General features: G+C 40.3%; 25 protein-coding genes. 23 read left to right on the top strand and 2 right to left on the bottom strand.

Annotated elements, in window-relative coordinates:
- The first annotated feature begins 3 nt into the window (after positions 1 to 3).
- A complete protein-coding gene (locus tag KNO71_RS09975; protein ID WP_214688411.1) occupies positions 4 to 783 on the top strand; it encodes a hypothetical protein in 780 nt (259 codons plus the stop codon).
- A 60-nt stretch (positions 784 to 843) separates the two neighbouring features.
- Here KNO71_RS09975 and KNO71_RS09970 read toward each other — a convergent pair whose 3' ends face one another.
- Positions 844 to 1,623 (bottom strand): TlpA family protein disulfide reductase, encoded by a 780-nt coding sequence (locus tag KNO71_RS09970; RefSeq protein ID WP_214688410.1) that lies wholly within the window; start codon positions 1,621 to 1,623, stop codon positions 844 to 846.
- Between the two features lie 314 nt (positions 1,624 to 1,937).
- Between KNO71_RS09970 and KNO71_RS09965 the strand changes: the two genes are divergently transcribed.
- Positions 1,938 to 2,714: a sigma-70 family RNA polymerase sigma factor gene (locus tag KNO71_RS09965; RefSeq protein WP_251030836.1), complete on the top strand. Its 777-nt coding sequence runs from the start codon at positions 1,938 to 1,940 to the stop codon at positions 2,712 to 2,714.
- A gap of 69 nt (positions 2,715 to 2,783) precedes the next feature.
- Here KNO71_RS09965 and KNO71_RS09960 read toward each other — a convergent pair whose 3' ends face one another.
- Complete coding sequence (locus KNO71_RS09960) at positions 2,784 to 3,455, bottom strand: hypothetical protein (protein WP_214688409.1); 672 nt, start codon at positions 3,453 to 3,455, stop codon at positions 2,784 to 2,786.
- A gap of 323 nt (positions 3,456 to 3,778) precedes the next feature.
- Between KNO71_RS09960 and KNO71_RS09955 the strand changes: the two genes are divergently transcribed.
- From KNO71_RS09955 to KNO71_RS09855, 21 genes are all read left to right on the top strand, one after another.
- Entirely contained in the window at positions 3,779 to 4,585 is an 807-nt protein-coding gene (locus KNO71_RS09955; RefSeq protein WP_214688408.1) for an endonuclease NucS domain-containing protein, read from the top strand.
- The gene (locus KNO71_RS09950; protein ID WP_214688407.1) at positions 4,582 to 5,052 is read left to right on the top strand and encodes a hypothetical protein; all 471 of its coding nucleotides are present in this window, start codon (positions 4,582 to 4,584) and stop codon (positions 5,050 to 5,052) included. Before KNO71_RS09955 ends, KNO71_RS09950 begins: the two co-directional genes overlap by 4 nt.
- A 143-nt stretch (positions 5,053 to 5,195) precedes the next feature.
- Positions 5,196 to 5,468, top strand: coding sequence for a hypothetical protein (locus KNO71_RS09945; RefSeq protein ID WP_214688406.1), 273 nt, complete (start codon positions 5,196 to 5,198; stop codon positions 5,466 to 5,468).
- A gap of 42 nt (positions 5,469 to 5,510) precedes the next feature.
- The gene (locus KNO71_RS09940) at positions 5,511 to 6,680 is read left to right on the top strand and encodes a tRNA nucleotidyltransferase/poly(A) polymerase-related protein (RefSeq protein ID WP_214688405.1); all 1,170 of its coding nucleotides are present in this window, start codon (positions 5,511 to 5,513) and stop codon (positions 6,678 to 6,680) included.
- A complete protein-coding gene (locus tag KNO71_RS09935) occupies positions 6,677 to 7,147 on the top strand; it encodes a hypothetical protein (protein WP_214688404.1) in 471 nt (156 codons plus the stop codon). The genes KNO71_RS09940 and KNO71_RS09935 overlap by 4 nt, the downstream gene beginning before the upstream one ends.
- Positions 7,148 to 7,359: 212 nt before the next feature.
- Positions 7,360 to 7,527, top strand: a complete 168-nt coding sequence (locus tag KNO71_RS09930) for a hypothetical protein (protein ID WP_214688403.1) — start codon at positions 7,360 to 7,362, stop codon at positions 7,525 to 7,527.
- Entirely contained in the window at positions 7,524 to 8,384 is an 861-nt protein-coding gene (locus tag KNO71_RS09925; RefSeq protein ID WP_214688401.1) for a LysM peptidoglycan-binding domain-containing protein, read from the top strand. Before KNO71_RS09930 ends, KNO71_RS09925 begins: the two co-directional genes overlap by 4 nt.
- A 51-nt stretch (positions 8,385 to 8,435) precedes the next feature.
- Positions 8,436 to 9,179: a CpaE/TadZ family protein gene (locus KNO71_RS09920; protein ID WP_214688399.1), complete on the top strand. Its 744-nt coding sequence runs from the start codon at positions 8,436 to 8,438 to the stop codon at positions 9,177 to 9,179.
- Between the two features lie 41 nt (positions 9,180 to 9,220).
- Positions 9,221 to 10,801: an ATPase, T2SS/T4P/T4SS family gene (locus tag KNO71_RS09915; protein WP_214688396.1), complete on the top strand. Its 1,581-nt coding sequence runs from the start codon at positions 9,221 to 9,223 to the stop codon at positions 10,799 to 10,801.
- A gap of 54 nt (positions 10,802 to 10,855) precedes the next feature.
- Positions 10,856 to 11,836, top strand: a complete 981-nt coding sequence (locus KNO71_RS09910) for a pilus assembly protein TadB (RefSeq protein ID WP_214688394.1) — start codon at positions 10,856 to 10,858, stop codon at positions 11,834 to 11,836.
- Positions 11,837 to 11,851: 15 nt separating this feature from the next.
- Complete coding sequence (locus KNO71_RS09905) at positions 11,852 to 12,802, top strand: hypothetical protein (RefSeq protein WP_214688392.1); 951 nt, start codon at positions 11,852 to 11,854, stop codon at positions 12,800 to 12,802.
- Between the two features lie 337 nt (positions 12,803 to 13,139).
- A complete protein-coding gene (locus KNO71_RS09900; protein WP_214688390.1) occupies positions 13,140 to 13,376 on the top strand; it encodes a hypothetical protein in 237 nt (78 codons plus the stop codon).
- A gap of 115 nt (positions 13,377 to 13,491) precedes the next feature.
- The gene (locus tag KNO71_RS09895) at positions 13,492 to 13,695 is read left to right on the top strand and encodes a hypothetical protein (RefSeq protein ID WP_214688388.1); all 204 of its coding nucleotides are present in this window, start codon (positions 13,492 to 13,494) and stop codon (positions 13,693 to 13,695) included.
- 67 nt (positions 13,696 to 13,762) lie between these two features.
- The gene (locus KNO71_RS09890; RefSeq protein ID WP_214688386.1) at positions 13,763 to 14,302 is read left to right on the top strand and encodes a hypothetical protein; all 540 of its coding nucleotides are present in this window, start codon (positions 13,763 to 13,765) and stop codon (positions 14,300 to 14,302) included.
- Entirely contained in the window at positions 14,299 to 14,859 is a 561-nt protein-coding gene (locus KNO71_RS09885) for a hypothetical protein (protein WP_214688384.1), read from the top strand. Before KNO71_RS09890 ends, KNO71_RS09885 begins: the two co-directional genes overlap by 4 nt.
- Before the next feature lie 2 nt (positions 14,860 to 14,861).
- A complete protein-coding gene (locus tag KNO71_RS09880; RefSeq protein ID WP_214688383.1) occupies positions 14,862 to 15,497 on the top strand; it encodes a prepilin peptidase in 636 nt (211 codons plus the stop codon).
- 18 nt (positions 15,498 to 15,515) lie between these two features.
- Positions 15,516 to 16,202 (top strand): hypothetical protein, encoded by a 687-nt coding sequence (locus tag KNO71_RS09875; RefSeq protein WP_214688381.1) that lies wholly within the window; start codon positions 15,516 to 15,518, stop codon positions 16,200 to 16,202.
- Positions 16,203 to 16,449: 247 nt separating this feature from the next.
- Positions 16,450 to 16,707, top strand: coding sequence for a hypothetical protein (locus KNO71_RS09870; protein ID WP_214688380.1), 258 nt, complete (start codon positions 16,450 to 16,452; stop codon positions 16,705 to 16,707).
- A 121-nt stretch (positions 16,708 to 16,828) separates the two neighbouring features.
- The gene (locus KNO71_RS09865) at positions 16,829 to 17,254 is read left to right on the top strand and encodes a hypothetical protein (RefSeq protein WP_214688378.1); all 426 of its coding nucleotides are present in this window, start codon (positions 16,829 to 16,831) and stop codon (positions 17,252 to 17,254) included.
- 121 nt (positions 17,255 to 17,375) lie between these two features.
- Positions 17,376 to 17,720: a hypothetical protein gene (locus KNO71_RS09860; RefSeq protein WP_214688376.1), complete on the top strand. Its 345-nt coding sequence runs from the start codon at positions 17,376 to 17,378 to the stop codon at positions 17,718 to 17,720.
- Positions 17,720 to 18,160 carry a macro domain-containing protein gene (locus KNO71_RS09855; RefSeq protein ID WP_214688374.1) on the top strand — a complete coding sequence of 147 codons (441 nt, stop codon included), beginning with the start codon at positions 17,720 to 17,722 and terminating at the stop codon, positions 18,158 to 18,160. Before KNO71_RS09860 ends, KNO71_RS09855 begins: the two co-directional genes overlap by 1 nt.
- Positions 18,161 to 18,283 lie beyond the last annotated feature (123 nt).

Below are 18,283 nucleotides of genomic sequence, written 5' to 3'. Positions count from 1 at the left end.
GATTTGAGACAAGTCGTAATGACAGAGTTAAATGATAAACGATATATGAAGATTTACCACATGATGAATGGTGGGGTATCACATATGGATATTTTCATCCTTGAGGATTATGAAGCACGACAGTTGTCCTCAGGAGACCTTCCTGTACAAGAAGAAGGGAAATTGATTTCAGGTGTCCATGACCGACAGCCAACGGTAGAGGAAGTAAACTTATCAAATGAAATCCTTCAGAAACGGACGGCATTTGTACTGGACACATTGGCTAAGCAAATCCATACAATTGGTAAAGAAACCTTATTGGGTGTCGTCGAGGTAGGGGGACGTTGGTTCGCACACACATCTCATGAAAACCTGAGATTCAAACGACTCGCCGAGGTGCTATTGATTAAGGAAAACCTGCCACTTGATATCGCATCGGTTCATCCGGATTTTATTCCGTGGGTCATTCAAGCATTGCCTAGTGAGAGCTTCCCAGATAAGAACAGTCATGAGACATTACAGTGTGGAGAAGGTCTCTTCCTACGACTAAAACGTCACTCGAATACCATTTTTGCAACTCTTGTAGTGATGGAAGTCAAGGACGATGTAGTCGAAAGAATCTCTGCACCGGCGGGTTTCGCAATGAAATATAAAAATGGACGATGGACAGTGTTAAATGAAGACCCTGCCTTGAAAGATAGAGTTCTTGAGGAAATGCACTTAGCATATTCACAGGTCATTGATGAGCTTCAAGAGATTCAACATGAAACCGATGATGAACAGATTTCTCAAGTGCTCCAGTAATACAAAAGGAGTCGCTCTCAAGAGCGACTCCTTTGTCTATTTAGCGACTCCTTTGTCTATTTATTGTTTGGATAGTTCTTCGTCTGCCTTGACCTTAACAACCTCTTTCTTTACGAAGTCGTAGAGTTTTTCGCTTCCAAATGCCTTTTCCTTCATATCATTCAACAACATGTCATCAGTCAGTCCGATATTGATGTATGAAATACGTCCGCTCTTATCGACGAAAAGAAGAGTAGGGACGGTTTCCACTGAAAGTTCTTTGATTGCAAGGTTCTTGATAGATTTGTTCTCATCTCCCACCAATACCAAGGAATCATGACTCCACTTTGTTTTCTTTCGATATGCCTTAACTTCCTTGCTGTCATCAATAGGATACATATTGATAACCGGAATCTCATCAGCATTCTTTTCAAGGTTCTGAATGACCGGTGCCAATTCCGTACAGACCTCACATGTTGATTTCGATACATTCACAATGTACGATTTGCCTTCAAAATCTTTTGATGAGACAGTCTTTCCATTCAGGTCTTTCCCGCTAAAGCTTGGCATTTTTCGTCCGATATTCTTCAATGCATATTCCATAGAGTAGGTATCTGGATAACTAAGCTTGAAGCGACTCATGCCTTCTTCTGTGTAATATGCTAAGATTTCTGTTGCAGATTTGGTATAGTCCACAACAAGTGGGACTTCTTTAAGCTCTACCTCAGGTTCTTCCTCTTTGACTTTATCAACTGAAGCGACTTGGTGCGAGTCATTGTCACTCGGGGCTTGTTCTTTCTTTTGGAATGTCGTACATCCTGCTCCACTCAAAACGATAGCTCCAAGCATACCCGTCAACATGATTTTCTTCACATGTCCATACTGTTTCATATCATCACTCCTTTATAGTGTGTTCCTATCTAAGGCTCACACATATTCTACTTTATTTTTTGACTATAGTCAAAAATATATCTATCGACCTCCCTTGTCTGCAGTTATACCTCGAACACCATTAGACACTCGTAATTTTGACTATAGTCAAAATTAAAATGTAATATATGCATATGAGAGCGGGTGACTGCATAGAATATTTGATGTTTGCAAAAAATCCTGCATCCAAGACGTCGCAGGTAGATACGACGAGACGAGCCACATATCGAGAAGGAGGTAGATAGATGATGGAAACAATGACATTAGACACGGCTGATATGACTCAGCTAGAACTATGGGAAATTCCTAATTTAAATGCACAAAGCCACGAACCGGAAGAAAACGATGAGTTGGAGACTTTGGATGAATACCAGGGAGAAGCGCATGAGCATGATGAGAGTAAGGGTGAGCCTGAATTCTTGGTACAGGAGGAGAAAGATAGGTATGCAGTCGAAAATGTGAAGCTTATCCACCACGTTGCCAACAAGTTTCGAAACACCAAGCTCCCATATGATGAACTCTTTTCTGTATGTACGTTAGGGTTCACAAAAGCCTTGAATGCGTTCGACAAAGGGCATGGGACTAAGTTCTCAACGTTCGCCGTAAACTGTATGCAAAACGAGGTTAAATTTTTCTTAAGAAAAGAAAAGAAATTCAGAGAGAACACTGTTTCGATGGGGATGGTACTCTCACAGGACAAAAACGGGAACGATTTTCAACTAGAAGATATCCTGAGCGAAGCGGCAAACTCCAAGCTAGAAGTACTCAGCATCGAAGATAAGTATGAGGTGACTGAGGACAAGCTTGCGATTTTAGAGGCAATTGACCAACTCACACTTCAAGAGCAATATATTATGAACTCTCGATATGGTCTGAACGGATTTAGAGTGAAAACACAAAAGACCATCGCTGAAGAAATCGAAATGAGTCAGGCGAATGTATCGAAGATACAAAAGAACTGCATCGATAAAATCAAGAGATATGTAGAATCGACATATCAAGATGAAAGAGTCTTTGTTTAATAAGTAAAATGACAACCTTACGAGTTGTCATTTTTTATATAAAAAAAGCCCTCTGACGAGAGCTTTTTTTTACTTCATCTGTTGAAGTAACGCCATGACTTGCTTTTTCAATTCTTCGTTCGAAGGGGTCGGATTATTCTCCTTGAAGTAAGGGTTCTCCATCAATGCACCATCCACATACTTCGAAGCACGATACGCATTGATATGTGACTCGATTACGACGGCAAGAGTTTTCAAATCGTCCGCTGAGCAAGGAACCATTACCTTTGTTTCAACTTTCTTCGGAACGATGAGTCCTGTTTGGTTCTCTTCTCCTGCACCCCGTTCAGCGACAAGCATGAATGGGGCTTTGGCACCAGGATGAATCTTGAATTGACGTGATTCAGATTTTCCATCAGGGCGTGCCTTGCCTTTTCTTTCTAATGTGGCGGCAGATGTGCCTCCCATTTCCGTATAAATTGATTGAGGATAGGTCTCGCCTTTCGCCTTTTCTTTTTGGGCGAGTCCGGCAATCTTCCCACTTAAGATATCCTTCGAGAGAAGGAGTGCTTTGTCAAAACTCATGAAGATGGTGATGTTATCCGTCATTCGTTCGCCTTCAGGCTTTTTGTCATCATACTTCGCAAACGTAAGTCCGAGTTTGTTGATACCGAAGAATGTGTTTAACACCTCTACGAACGTTGTCTTTCCTGAGATTTTTAACAATTGCTGTGGGTTTTGTTTTGCAAAGTTCTTTGCCATATTAAATCCTCTCCTTTGTTGGTGTTTAGTGTACCTGTTATCCTATTCTAATTGTACTTAAAATATACTATAGAGTCAATCAAATTTTGTTTATAGTCAAAAATAGAATAGTATGAATATATATGTCCAAATAGACCAAAAAGGGGGAGATACCAATCGATTTTGAATCAGACATCTCACTTCTCTTCTGGGAAAACCTAAAGGTTCAGACGTGTATTGAGGAAGAACGTCTTTACATGTATCTTGCCCTTCGCTCATTGACACCGTTTGTCCAAAAGGGGAAGATTCGTCTTCCAGAAAAGGGAGAAATACCGAGAATTCTCATGAACCAATTATTAGAAGAGTGGGGTTTGAAAGGGAAGATGTTCCGGTTCTCGGATATACAGTTGACATGCAATCCGAACGATATGATAACTATTTTTTCAGATTGGCATCAACGTCATGCCCATTTGTATTACAAAGGGGATTTTTATGTAGATATGAAGGAAAGCTTTAAAAAAATCAATCAATTATCGAAGCGAAAGCAAGCAAAATGGTCAAAAAAAGACTTTTATGCAGTTTGCTTGCAACGGGAATACCTGACCACTCTAAACCAAGAGTTTCGTACAGAAGGCGTTGGAGAGGTTGGGTGCCAAGGAATCGATATAGAAGAGGCATTCCCTCTGTCTCTCGAAATGCGGTTAGACAGGGAACTCCATCACCACCTTAAGTTCGGTTCCCATTTCGAACAGTTGACTGAGTTTGAGCTCGAATCCTTTTTGTACGACAATCTGGACTTAATTGAACCTGGATTGCGACCAATGAGTCGCCAACAAGTGTTGCCGAATGGAAGAATTGATATCATGGGGAAGGATAAGGATGGTAATATTGTTATCGTCGAAGCGAAAGTCACTTCGGATTCTGACCTTGTTTGGCAATCTCAATATTACGTAAAAGAGATGGAAAAGCTTTATGGTGAAGGAAGGGTTCGTTTCATCGCCATCGTGCCGAAATTTGTCCCACATATCATGAATGAAATCCTAGAAAAGTCCAATTGTTCCGTAATCGTTTTTAAAGGGAAGATGAAAGGTAAACGACTACAGGAGCTTAATTTGAAAATTGTACCGAAAAGGAGTGTTTTATTTGCATGAATGATGAAAAAAAGAGAACCCGGTTAAAGAAGACGGCTGTTCTAGTTACACCCTCATTTGTAAAAAGTATCATCGAACATGCATGTCGAGTTAGAAAAACTGAAATCATTGAAGCTGTTCGCCTTACAGAAAAAATGACCTTCATCTCAAAGGAAGGGCTTTGTTTTGGTGAAGAAGGCGATTATAGAGTCCTTAGAAATGGCGATGCATCAGCTGACTACATCATAAAATCAAGCAGATTTGATGTCCTGTATGAGGAGGTTCAGCAAAATCAATATCGCCGAAAAAAGGATTCATTGGCTTATAAGATTGACATGCCCTTCTACATTTTCCCAACATGGAACGATGGTGTGCCTCTATTTTCCTCTCCCGGAGGCGGGTATTTAATCATTCATGATGAAACGGATTTTAATATATGTTCATTTGAAGATTTTGAGCTCACATATGAACTTGTAGAAACAGAGTAAAGCGTGGAGCAATCTACGCTTTTTTATTATGGACGCTTTTGGGCGTGCATAGAATATATGGTTGTAGAAAATTGGAGTCGATGAATCGACCTTTATGTATATAGTTGAAAACACTTTTTATTTCAATGGGAGGTTTTATGATTATGACGATTTATTTAATCATTGTAGGCATTCTTCTGCCGTTCTTCAGTGTCTTGAAGAAAGATATCCGAAGCAAACGAAATCATGAGAAGAATGTTGATGGCGTTAAAACTGAAGTCAAAGCAGGAATTTGTATTTTTATTTCAATATTCATGATTTTGACAGGTAGCTTTAGCGACCTATTAGTGTTCTATTTTTCAACAGTGATACTGATAGCGGGTGTCGTTGATGGATGGGGAGGATATGGCAAGTCATTCTCCAAAAAATACGAATAAAACCCTAACAGAAACCTATCTGTCGGGACGGGAGGAATTATGATGAAAAAGGAATTGAAGCTTGTCCATCAAGTGGCGAAGCAAATTGAACGAGCCGGAGGCAGACTGTACTATGTCGGAGGATATGTGCGTGACCGATTGCTTGGAAGGGATTCAAAAGACATCGATGTAGAAATACATGGGGTCACGGAAGCGGAATTGATTGAGGTTCTCAAACAGTTTGGTCAGGTCGATTTTGTGGGTGAATCTTTCGGGGTTTATCTCATCAAAGGAGTAGATATTGATTTTTGTTTACCAAGACGAGAACGAAAAACAGGAGAGAAGCACACAGATTTTGAGGTCATCACCGACCCGTTTATGGGTACATTCGAAGCATCAAAACGACGAGATTTCACAATCAATGCCATTATGGAAGATGTGTTGACGGGTGAAATCGTTGACCACTTCTATGGCGTCGATGATATTGCAAATCGTGTCATAAGAGTGGTGGATAATGTCACGTTCCAAGAGGATTCGCTACGTGTCCTACGGGCATTACAATTCTCGGCACGTTTCGGATTTTCCATTGAACCTTTAACAATCGAACTCATGAAATCGATGTCACTACTTCACTTAGCCAAAGAGCGAATTTACACGGAGATTGAAAAAGGTATGGTTAAGGGACATCCGAAACATTTCGTTCACTTGTTGAAGAGCTTCCCGAATGTCATTGAAGTATTGCCATCCATTCCGTTTGCAAAGCTAAAGCTATTGTCTTCAAAAAACACCTTCGCTTTCAATGTTGCAGTGATGTCATTGGAAATGTCTGAGGACTTGGCTGAGTCATTTGTGAAAGAATTAATCCAGGACAAAAAGAATCGGAAACTCGTTGCGGTGTCTCGTCGTTTCATCCTAGATGTTCGACACTGCACCACAGCCGAAGAACTAGCATTGACCATTGCATCTCATAGACATTTCATTGATGAACATATGGACTTCATCAACCTGAATAGTATGCTACTTTTTGAAAGTACAAAAATAGATATGCTAAATCGCATGTTGAGACAACGAGCCGACATCCAATTCCACATCGATGGTGATTGGTTGATTCGAGCAGGTGTCAAACCTTCAGTCGATTTCAAGAACCAGTTGGAAAAAGCGATTTCGTTATCTATCCTTGGCATGAGGGAGCCAGAAATCATCGAGATGTTCCGAAAGGAGGTTCTCATGTGAACACAAGCCAATTAAATCAACAATTGAAAGATGTTTTATGGACAGATGAAGTGCTTGCATTGTTGATTGATGTCGGATGGAATGACGGTGGATGTCGTTCTTTAATGAAAGCCTTCTTGATTTGGTTTGATTCAGAAATGGTCATGCCTTATCAAATCGTGAAGTCTCCGGAGGAACGACATTCTGAACATGTTGTGGTTCGCATTGGTCAGGTCTTCCTGGATGGAGACGGTATTTCGACGGAATCAGAATTGATTAACCGATGGAAGTACGAAGAGCGTCTCGGAAACGTGTTCTTGAGGGGATTTGACCCCTTTAACGAACCGGCACATCGAAATGGTGAAAAACCGTACTATGTGTCAGAGTCATCGATTCAACAGATAGTTGAGTACCTTGACAAACATTTGAGTAAAAAGAAGATTTTCGAATGCTTGCTAGACTTGAATCCAGACGAGCTGTTATGTTGATTTGAATGAAAATAACAAACGGACGTGCGACTGAATGTCTAGCGTATGTATTATCGGTTTATGTTTCGGAGAAGTTGCCTTTATGCAACTTCTCTTTTCTTTTGTTGAAAAAAATCGATGTAGCCCCTGAAAAATTTGATATTTTGACTATAGTCAAAATAGAATGAGTTATGTGTATTAAAAGAACGCATAGAACAGAGGTGGGGAAACAAATGGAAAAAAGAATGGTCAATATGAGATATCCATTGGTGTTGCTCAACAAGATAGAAGCATATCAAGAAGATAAGGGTTTTACCACTAGAACTCAAGCCATCATTCATTTAATTCAGGTGGGACTTGAGAGAGTGGAATCAGACAAAGGAAAGGATGATGAAACATGAGTAAGAGAACGATGAGCAAGCAAGCGAAAGTACTTACCGGATTATTAGTGCTCACCGGAGGGTTATTTAGTTATCAGAACATTTATGTCCCGAATTTTGAGTTAGAACAAGAAGCAGTCGTATATGTCGCACGAGATACAATCCCTGCATATACAGAGGTTGATGCTTCAATGTTCCAAGGTGTTACGGTTTCTGCACGCTCGGTGCTTCCGGGTTCTGTGACAAATATCCAGTCTGTAAGTGGAAAGCAGATTGTCGGGACTCTACAAAAAGGAGAGCTCCTCTCGAATGCACGATTGACGGAAGAGGAGAATCCAGAAGGCTCACTGTTGACCGAGGTCAAAATCGAGTCGAACCTGCCGCTCAAAGACAACGACAATGTCCGTTTAATCAAGAAATACAAGGGTGAAGGCGGAAAGTTCATTGTTGAAGAATTGTTCGCTTCGAAGAAAGTGTATACGAAAAATACGGTATTTGGCGTCGTGGAAAACACTGCAGGACAGCCGCAGGATGGTATGAGCTTTTATCTCCAGTTAGACCAGGACGAAGTCTTTAAATATGAAGAAGCCATTTCTACGGGACAAATTATTGCTGTGAAGATTCTGGATGAGGTTGATGATTCGGTCGAATCGAGCGTATCTAAGGAGAATGAGGCAGGGACTACAAAGCTCGTTTCTGACATTGAACCGATTCAAACAGAAGATAGCCGTGCTACGGTGCAATATGTCGTCAAAGATGGTGAAGACCTCGCTGATATCGCAGACAAGTTTGTGACAACCGAATCTTCGCTTCGAGAAATGAACGATGGAATCTCAAAAGTGAAAGCCGGAGATAAAATCTTCGTACCGGCGATGTAATACGAGCTCTATAGGTAACTTAACAATGTGAAGCCAAAGGAGGAATTTTATATGAATGAAAAAAAACTAATCGTTTTTTATCCGGTTGTACAGGGTTCAGGGGGCAAATACATGGCAACAAATGTGGCACATGCTATCAAAGAGAGCCATCCTGATAAAAAAATCGCACTGGTGGATTTCGATTTTAAAGCGCCATTTCTTGCCGGATATTTAACCGACAATGACAAGGTACACGGAATTGATAATCTTATCGAGAAAATCGATGGAGATTTTCTGGATGTGGAGCTTTTCAAAGAGAATATGGTCTCTTTGAATGGGATTGATGTCCTCAAAGGGAGCCGACTTGGAAAGAACCATTATTTTATCGAAAACAAACATATCGAAGCCATCATTTCTTTATTGAAGAAAATCTACGACGTTGTTGTGGTGAGTGTTTCATCTGATACGGACAATGCAGGAACAACTGCAAGCTTGTTCCATTCGGATGAAGTTGTTTTAGTGAGTCGGAACGACTTCACTTGTTACTCCCTTGTTGATGGTGCGATGGATGTCATCAACTTCTACAAAAAAGAAGATGTTCCGGTACGTTTTGTCTACAACCAATTCGATGAATCATCTAACTTAGATTTCAACCTGTCTCTTTCAAACTATGGGTTGAATGTTATCGGAGTTGTACCATTTAACCCGTCAACGATTGATAACCGTGATTTGAAAGAGAAGACCTTCAGCGGGCTAATCAAACGGAAGAAACAAGAAACACCATTTGATGAGATTGTAAAAGGGCTCTCCTTATAACAATTGGATACAGATGAAATGACATAAAAGGGGGAATTCAAATGAGTTCACGAAAGAATCCAATCGTCGTTCGTAAAAACGGCAAAAAATATAAACTACTAGAATTAGCTTTCGAAATGGGACGTGACTTTCAAGTTTTAGAGATGTATGACACGGAACGGAAACCATTAGGAAATTTCGATGTCAGTAAAAATCCCCATCTTTCAGTGGATGGGGAGCTTGAAATCGTTCGCTTTGTCTATAAAAAACGTGATGGTAGTTATGTAGGAGAAGAGACACTGACACTATTATCTTCGAGTGAGAAAGATGCCTTATTGTCACCTGAAGAACAAAAATATCAAACAACCAAAACTCGCCTTCAAGTAGAGATGGAGAATATTGAAGGGACTCCTCTTGAAGTCGCACGTCATACTGAATTGCTCAAAGAAGCGACCATCCATGAGAATGCTAGAAATTATGTCCTGAGTAAGATTCGAAAATACTTGGCAACGTGGAATATCGTGACTCGAAGCGAGTTAGAAGGCTATGCATATCGACTCTATGCTGACCTGTATGGAATGGGTGTTTTACAAGAGTTGGATGATGATATGGAAATCGGAGAAATCATGGTCAATGCGAGAACGTTCCCTGAATTCAGTTGTGCTATCTACTTCATCAAGAATGGTGTAAAACATAAATACGACAAAACATTCTCAAATTTAAATGATTTAGAGAAAGTCTTCGACCGAACTATCTCCTTCTCCAAAAAAGAACGGAACTATGTCGAAAATGCGATTATTGAAGCGGTGCGTCCGAACCAAGACCGTGTAAACATGGTCACACCATTTGCTTCCGACAACTGGCTCTTGAATATTCGTAAGTTCACCAACTTCATTCCAAACTCAGAAATGATGAGAAAGAGCGGTACAGTTGATGAGTTTATCGAGAGACTTATGGGAGTCCTTGTTAAAGGGAAAGCGAACATTGGTATTGGTGGAGCAATGGGAACCGGTAAAACCACCTTTATCAATTACCTTCTAACTTACACCCCGCCCCTACAACGTAAGGTGGTCATCGCATCCGTTTCAGAAACAGATGTTGAACGAGTATTGAAAGGTCACGATGTAGCAGTTTTAAATGTGGATGAAGAACGAGGGTTCAGTTTTGAACGCTTACTGCGGACGTCGTTACGTACAACCGCAGACCGAGTCATCATTCCTGAGTCTCGTGGTGGCGAGTTCAAGCAACTCTACGAGGCAAACTTGAAAACACGTGGAAACATGTTTACTGCTCATGCGCTTGATGATGAATCATTTATGGAAATGTGTGTAGACATGTATATGTCGTCACCAGATGCAGGACACGAGAGTTCCGTTCATATTAAAAACAAATTGACCAAAGGAATGGATGTCGTCATCATCATGCGTCAGGTCGGGGATAAGATTCGAATCAAATCGATTTCGGAAATTATGGTGGATGAGAAAGGACAGTATGCAGGGATGAACCCATTGTATATTTGGACTTTCGACCCAGACAACCCACTAGTAGGCGAATATAAGCGAACCAAGAATCGGTTGAGCCCTCGTCTCAAAAATCTCTTGAATGAACATGATGTCAAGATGTCAGAAATGCTTGACCTATAAGGAGAGATACGTCTCTCCTTCTTTATTAAATACAATATGAAAGGACGTGATGTGATGGAAGTCGTAACCACTTTTATGCGAGACCATATTCATTTGCCGACTATCTCTATCGACATGGGTTCATTTATTCCGATGCTTATCAACGGGCTCCTCGCATTGACAGTGTTTTATGCATTGGCAAACTATTTGGTCTATCTGAATTCTGAACGGAAGAGATTTCATGTACGTAGTGGCGTAGTCAAGAAAAATCGAGGAGTCAAGTTCCTTCAAAAATTTAAATCCCTGAGACATATCTATGAAGAATTGGAGCTTATTTTAGCTCGGAAAGGAAAAGAACATATCGCAGATGTCATCTTCTATTCATTTGTTGGTGTTTTAGCGGGTATCGCTCTAATCTTTATGGTGTTCAAAGTTTATGTGTTGGCGCTAATCACACCGGTATTACTGTCTTGGTATGCCAGAAAACTTCTCCATGAGATGAAACAAGACTCGATTGTTATGATTGAGCAACTATTGCCAGGCACAATCGACAATTTTATTCGTGCTTCTACACGACATCAGGATGTGAAGACCATTCTATATGAAACAGCAAGAGCATCTGATGAACCGATAAGAGGATTGTTAGAGAACCTTTCGAATCGAATGATTTCACGGAATCCCAAGGACGTTTTGCAAGAATTTCTAAGAGAACATGATAACTTGTGGCTTAAAAGTTTTGCGTTTACTTTGATTAGTTATCTTGAGGATTCTGACAAGGATGCCACTATGGACAATCTTCGTATTCTAAGAGAAATGTTAGAGAAAGAAAATACGGGTAAAATCAAATCTGTTTCTGATAGAAAATACGGGATTATGATTAATTACGTTCTTTCTGTAGTAGGAGTTCTGGTTGCGATTGCTAACGTTATCTTCAACCCAATCGGTCGAGAGTTTTTATTTGGAAGCTTCTTCGGTCTGATTTGTCTACTAGGTGGGTTTGCCGCTATCTTAGGAACAGTGTTCTTAAACGTACAGCTCGGAAAAATTAAGAAATAAGAAAGGGGAGATACCATGTCTAGAATTCTAATCGAAAGCAACAACCTTTATCTTTTACCATTGATGGTGGCGATTGTGATTGTTATCGTGATGATGTTTTTCTCTCAACGGATGAAGCATGAAAAGCTTTTTTCTAATGAGACGGCAAACTTTTTCCACGGGCTATCCTATTTAAAGCCGTTTGTATGGTTCATCAATCCTGATGAGTCTGATGATAAAGTGATGGCTCGCCAAAAAATGATTAATCAGGCAGGACTACACACAAAGTTGAATTATCGCTCGTTCGTGAGCTTTCAAATTTCATTGTTGTTGGTCGGCATTTTCGTATATGTAGTACTTTCACTCAGCTTAGGAGCATGGCTCTCTCTAATTGGTTTTATGTTCAACATCCCGATTGAAACGAACCCTCAAGCTTTGCAAAATACAAGAATACTTATGGGAATCGGATTTTTATTGGCGATGTTTGCACCATCTACCTATCTTCGAGTTCGTGCCAATCGAAATAAGTTTCTTTTCACGCAAGACCTTCCGCTCGTGCAACAGCAGATTATCATGTTGTTGCGTGCAAGAAGACCGGTCTCAGATATTTTGTTTGAACTAGCTAGAACAAATAATCGTTATCAAGAAATCTTCGAAACAGGATACCGGATTTACCTTCGTGATAGAAGTGAAGGGTATGAGTATTTGCGCAATCAGTTTATCGGTACCGGCTTCGAAGAAGCGATTACCATTCTTGAACGAATGGGAGAATTCTCAAAAGACGAATCATTGCAAGTTCTTGAAAATGGATTGCAACAGTTGATTCGCTTTGGAAATGAAAAAAAGAAAGGAAGAGCGACGTTTGGGACATTGGTATCTCAATTCTCAATGATGTTGCCATTCGGTGGCGTTATTCTGTTGGGTGCTGTTCCTGTCATCGTTTACGCATTCTCTATGTTGGGAAGCGGTATGTCTTCTGGTCAGTAAAAACAAGGTCTCAGATAGAGACCTTGTTTTTGTTTGGTACGACCGCTTCATTCACGATGATGGGAATAATTCTATTGAAGGAGTCTATCATACCAATATGCAAGCTTACAAAGATACCAGATAGACGATTTCATTGTCAATTTCGAACGGTTCTATACCGGTTCTACCTAGTAATAGAATTCTGATTCAAGTCTATCATGTAGGAGATGGTTCAGAAGAAGCAAACCGACACTAAAGAGCTCAAGTGATTCTTCGGTATGGAACATCTGAAACAATCAAACTTATGTTTGTAACTTAGCAATAAAAACAAAAAACAACTTTCAAGGGGGAATTTATCATGAAACATGTCATTGAAACTATTAAAAACACTAAAGGGTTTGTATCGATTGAATCGGTACTCATTGTCGGTGCATTCGTTCTCGTAGCAGGACTTATCATCTACTTCGTGAACGGTAAGGCGGGAGATATCGGTGATAACTCTGAAGGTCAAATCAATAAAGCACAAGAGAAGATTCAACTTGACCCAGAGACTGGTGTCGGCGGTGCTACAGAACTTGACTTTGTAAACCCATGATGAATAAAGACAGCTTCGGCTGTCTTTTTTTGTGGGGTTGGACAATCGAACGGTTGTGAATGTACATATTCCTCATAGAATACAATAAACAAATTTTAACAGAGGAGTGGATACGATGAAAACATTAATGAAAAGAATTAGTGATACGAAGGGCTTTATTTCTATCGAATGGGTTTTGATTGGAGGGAGTGTTATCCTTCTGGCGGCGTTGGTTCTATACACGTTCAACGGCGAAGCGGATGACCTTGCCAAGAACTCTATGCTCCAAATTCAAAAAGCGAATGAAAGCATGGAACCTAGCGATGGTACAACTCCTTAATTTTTGGATTCGTGGATTCAAGTGAAAGATAGTTGTTATCTATATCTGAAGAGAGAGGGGGATGCAAATGAAAGTGAAACGAGTATTTCAACGTGTTCGAAAAGAAGATGGGTTTCTATCAATTGAAGCCGTCATGTCTATGGCTATCGTACTCATGGTTATCTTGTTCGGAATCGGCATGTTCACATATATGATTCCTAGACAGGCAATCGAGGAGGAAGTTCATTTGCTTGGAAGAACCGCAAAAATGCAAGGCGGGCTAACCGTTGAAGATGTCGAAGGGTTCAAGCAAAACATGAAAAAACGTGGGATGGTGAAGGATGAAAACTTGGATGATGTCACTGTCACGATTAACTTAGAACGGACATCAGGAGAAGCATTTCCAGGATACGAAGACAGAAGAAATATGGTCGGCGTTGTGATTCCGAGAGGGTTCGGAAAAGAGCAAGCCGGTGAGTATGCAGTCATGAAGCTCAAGGTGGAGGTTCCCGCAAACAAGATGGGAATTTCAGGAGTCGTTTCATTCTTCGGTATAAACGATGACCTGCCCGATAAATATGTCCTCAGTGAACGCATCATGTCTGAGCATTACGGAGGTACGCCATGACAAAGATACATCAAATCTTAAAGAGTCGAAAGGGTTCTAGCTCCATTTTTGTCATTATGATTTTAGTATTCTTATTCCCGTTTGCTATTTGGGTCGGCATCGAGTTGCCAAAGACTCATGAGGCAAATCAGCGTGTGAAGGATGCTGTTGACAGTGCCGCATCTTCCGCTGTGACAATTGTAGATAACTCCAGGTTCGATGATGGATATGTTAAATACAACGATACCGAGATATATAACTTGGCAAGTCGAATGGTCGCAGAGAAAATCGGAGCAGAACTAGTTGATGGTGTATGGCAACCGAAAGAAGGTTCCGCAATCAAAAGAGACAGTGTCGAAATTAAGGTGAGAGCCTATGACCACGAAGAAGTTAATGAAAGTACACCAATTTCAGTAAATGCAGTCATCCCTAATTCAAACGGGTCATATTGGACAAAGACGATTAAGAAGCCGACTGTCATTGTTGAAACGAAAGTGACTTATAAAAAAATTGGCTTATGGGGCGATGATGTGACCATCTATCAAACCGGCATGAGTCAAGTGAATATGGAGTGGTGATGATGAATTTTTATGAAACGTATGTGCAAGGTGTTGTAGACTTGAACGCTTCGGATTGGAGTGGGTTTATCTTGCTAGGGTGTTTACCTGTTCTGTTTGTCGTCTACATTTTTTCAGAGCTTTACACAGAGCGATATAAACTGTCCTTACATGAGAAAATCGGTATCGTTTTCTTTGGGATTGCAATGGGACTAATGAACATCAATTTTGGAAGTGTCTTCATTACGTTTCTCGTTTGGGGTATTCTTGGCATGTTGTTCGTCATCGATTGGAAATATCAAGAGTTGCCGGATGAGATGAATCTTGTTCTTGCTTTATTGGCTATCCCAACTGTTATATCTTCGTTCATAAAAGCAGAGTCTTTTACAGAATGGACATTACTGTCAGGACTTCTGTTATTCATCATCTTTCTTTCAATTGCACTTGTTAGTCCTATGGGTGGTGGTGACATCAAAATGATGGGCGCTATCGGTTTATACTTCCCATTGGCAGAGGTGCCACAACTAATATTTTTCGGTTTTCTTGTCGGAGCGCTTCACGGAGTCTATCTATTGCTGTTCAAAGGAGCGGGATTGAATTCCCAATTCGCCTTTGGACCCGGGTTGATAATCGGTGCATTGCTCACAACAATCTTATAAATGAAATGAGGTGAAAACATGAGAATTAGTCACGAGTCACTACTTGATAAAAATGAAAAAGAAAACAATGCCTTTACTTTTCCAATATCTGCACCAAAAGAATACTCTCGGGGAAATCAAGAGAAGTCCAAAACACCATTAGGTTTACCAAGAAGAAAATGGAGGATGTCTAAAGACAATCTATTCTATATGGCACATATGGTGATTGGCGTCTTATCGCTTGTCATTGGTGGGTCGTTTGGTACGCTATCAGGGTTCCTATTGTTTGTTCCTTATATGTTGGCAGTAGAAATGGCTTTTCGTCTCGGAGGAGTTAGAAAAGAAAGAACCATAAATCTAATCGTGTGGAATCTATCTGTCTTGATTTCGAGTTACACTAATCAAAAGATGAGAGCTCTTCGAGAACGAACGACACTTTTATATCGAGTCGGAGTAATCCTTAGTGCAATCGGAGCAGTTTTCTCAAGCTATTTTTTAATACTCGGGACTGCATTGGCAATGTTGAGCTTGGTATTCCGATTCGCAGACCAGGATGTTGACGCTATGTCTAAAGACTCTAGACACTTTGCGTTCGTTTTGGTTGTATGTGGAGGTGTAGCACTGTTCATGAATCCTTATAATGCGCATGGAATCCTGCTGTTGTCATTAATGTTCTATGCTTTTCACGAATCGTGGAGCAATTATACATTCTCAGTTGAAGAATAAAAAGAACATCTTCTCGTTGAAGGTGTTTTTTCTTTGCGATAGATGAATAGGATATAGATAGAATTCTTTCTATCCCCCATCAGACGTTGCGGTAGTTGAATATCAATTGACTAGTGCGGTAAATAGAGATTGGACGCCTATTGATGTTTCCTAAGCAACATCAATTCCAGGATTTAACTTAAAATTGACTGAACCCGGGCTTACGCATGTCTTTGTCTCCGCAAAGGACAAAGCAGGAAATGTCTCGATGCAAATGGGGGGGCAAGTAGGGGATGATGGTACAAGTTCTCCTTCTCCAATCAAAAACATTCGATACAAGCTTACCGGCGCAACTACTCAGGACATGACGGAGTATAAAGAGCCCTTCAAAGTTGTGAATGAGGGCGTGACTACGATATATGTCACAGCTGAAGACATGTCTGGAAACCAAGTGTCTTTGACAAAAGTTCTGAAGGTAAACAAATCTTCTCCAATTAACAACGGAGTAACGATTACTCTCGATTAAGAGACCGATATCATCGGTCTCTTTTGCTTATATATGAATCAATCGACACCATTGAAAAGTAATGAAGTTGAGACGTCTCTCATAGAATAAGAGAACTACATGAACAAGGAGGTTTTATGGCATGGAAAACACAATTGCTAAAGAGACCACATTTTTGAACGGGAAGCACGAGGAACGCTTTGTTGACCTAATGAAGGTTCAAATGATGATTCGTCCAAAAATCTTCCGTCGTGAGTATGCTGTACTCTATTTAATTTCAGCAATGGACTACGAGAACATCAATGAACTGTTCAACGAGAAGGGTTGCTATTTGAATATCGACACCGCTTGCACGAACTATCTGCTCGAAGAATTGACAGAGCGTGATGCGATTATCTTTTTGCTCGCTGTCAATATGTTCAATGGTTCGGATGAATTTGAATCATTCGGTATCAATGCGAAAGCCACCCCATATCATTTCGCAACACTTTTAGGTTCAGAGTCGATGTTGATGAATGAAGCATCCAACATTTTCATGAATGGATATAACCTCTTGCTTATCCAATAAAAGATGGGGATTCCCCATCTTTTTATTGAGTGATGTCGTTAAATAGGAAAGCGCATCATAAGGATGTTAGATATAAAGAAGGTTTACGTAGACCTTTTACATCAAAGGAGGTCGGTTTTAAATGAAACCGGTACGTACTAATAATGAAAAATTTGATTTCGTGTTTGAAAAGTTATCGAAGAGATTCCCAAACATTGATTTAGGTGGGGTATCTGATGATGATGGATTTTCATTCGACTTTCCGATTCCAGAAAATCAGAGCGGGGCAACCCTTTCCGTTCAAATCGGTGCATCTGATGAAATGGAGAACGGATATATTTATGGTTGTGTCTATGCGAACGACGGAAAATCTAAATTGAATGAATTGCACCTCGACTACTCTTCAGAAGAGGAATTTGACACTTGCTTGATAAAGAACTATCGATTTATTTTAGCGCAAGCTCGACGTTACCAGGAGGTGAGATGATGAAACTACAATACTTGGAACAATCTCAAGACTTGTTTGTTGTTGATAAAGGTTATGTACTCGCACATTGTGTAAGTCAGGATTGTAAGATGGGAGCAGGTATCGCCCTCGAATTCCGCAAACGAATCCCCGAAATGCCGGATGATGTAAAGAAAATGAATCCTCAAATCGGAGATGCAATCCCTTATACCACTAAGGGCGGGCGTGTCGTCGTGAACCTGTTCACGAAAGAGAGATATCATCATAAGCCAACCTATGAGACGCTTACAAAGTCGCTCATCTCTTTGCGAAACTACATGAGAGAAAACGAGTTTACTCGGATTGCGATTCCGAAAATCGGGAGTGGCTTAGACAAGTTGGAATGGAATCAAGTCAAAGAAATCGTGAAAACGATTTTTGCCAATGAGGACATGGAAATTTTGGTTTGTATCAAAAAGTAAGCAAATTAATCTTTTAAAAAAAATTGCTTGTTGAAAATTGAGCCATATTGTCGTAACAATGTAGATAATCGATATGATTTTTGATTGTGACGGTAGCCGGAGTACTATTTCGACGATTAAGCA

Origin of the sequence: Exiguobacterium sp. s163, from assembly GCF_018617135.1 — a bacterium.
GTDB lineage: Bacteria > Bacillota > Bacilli > Exiguobacteriales > Exiguobacteriaceae > Exiguobacterium > Exiguobacterium profundum.
Note: the sequence above shows the minus strand (reverse complement) of the source record. Positions and strands in the feature narration are given on the sequence as shown.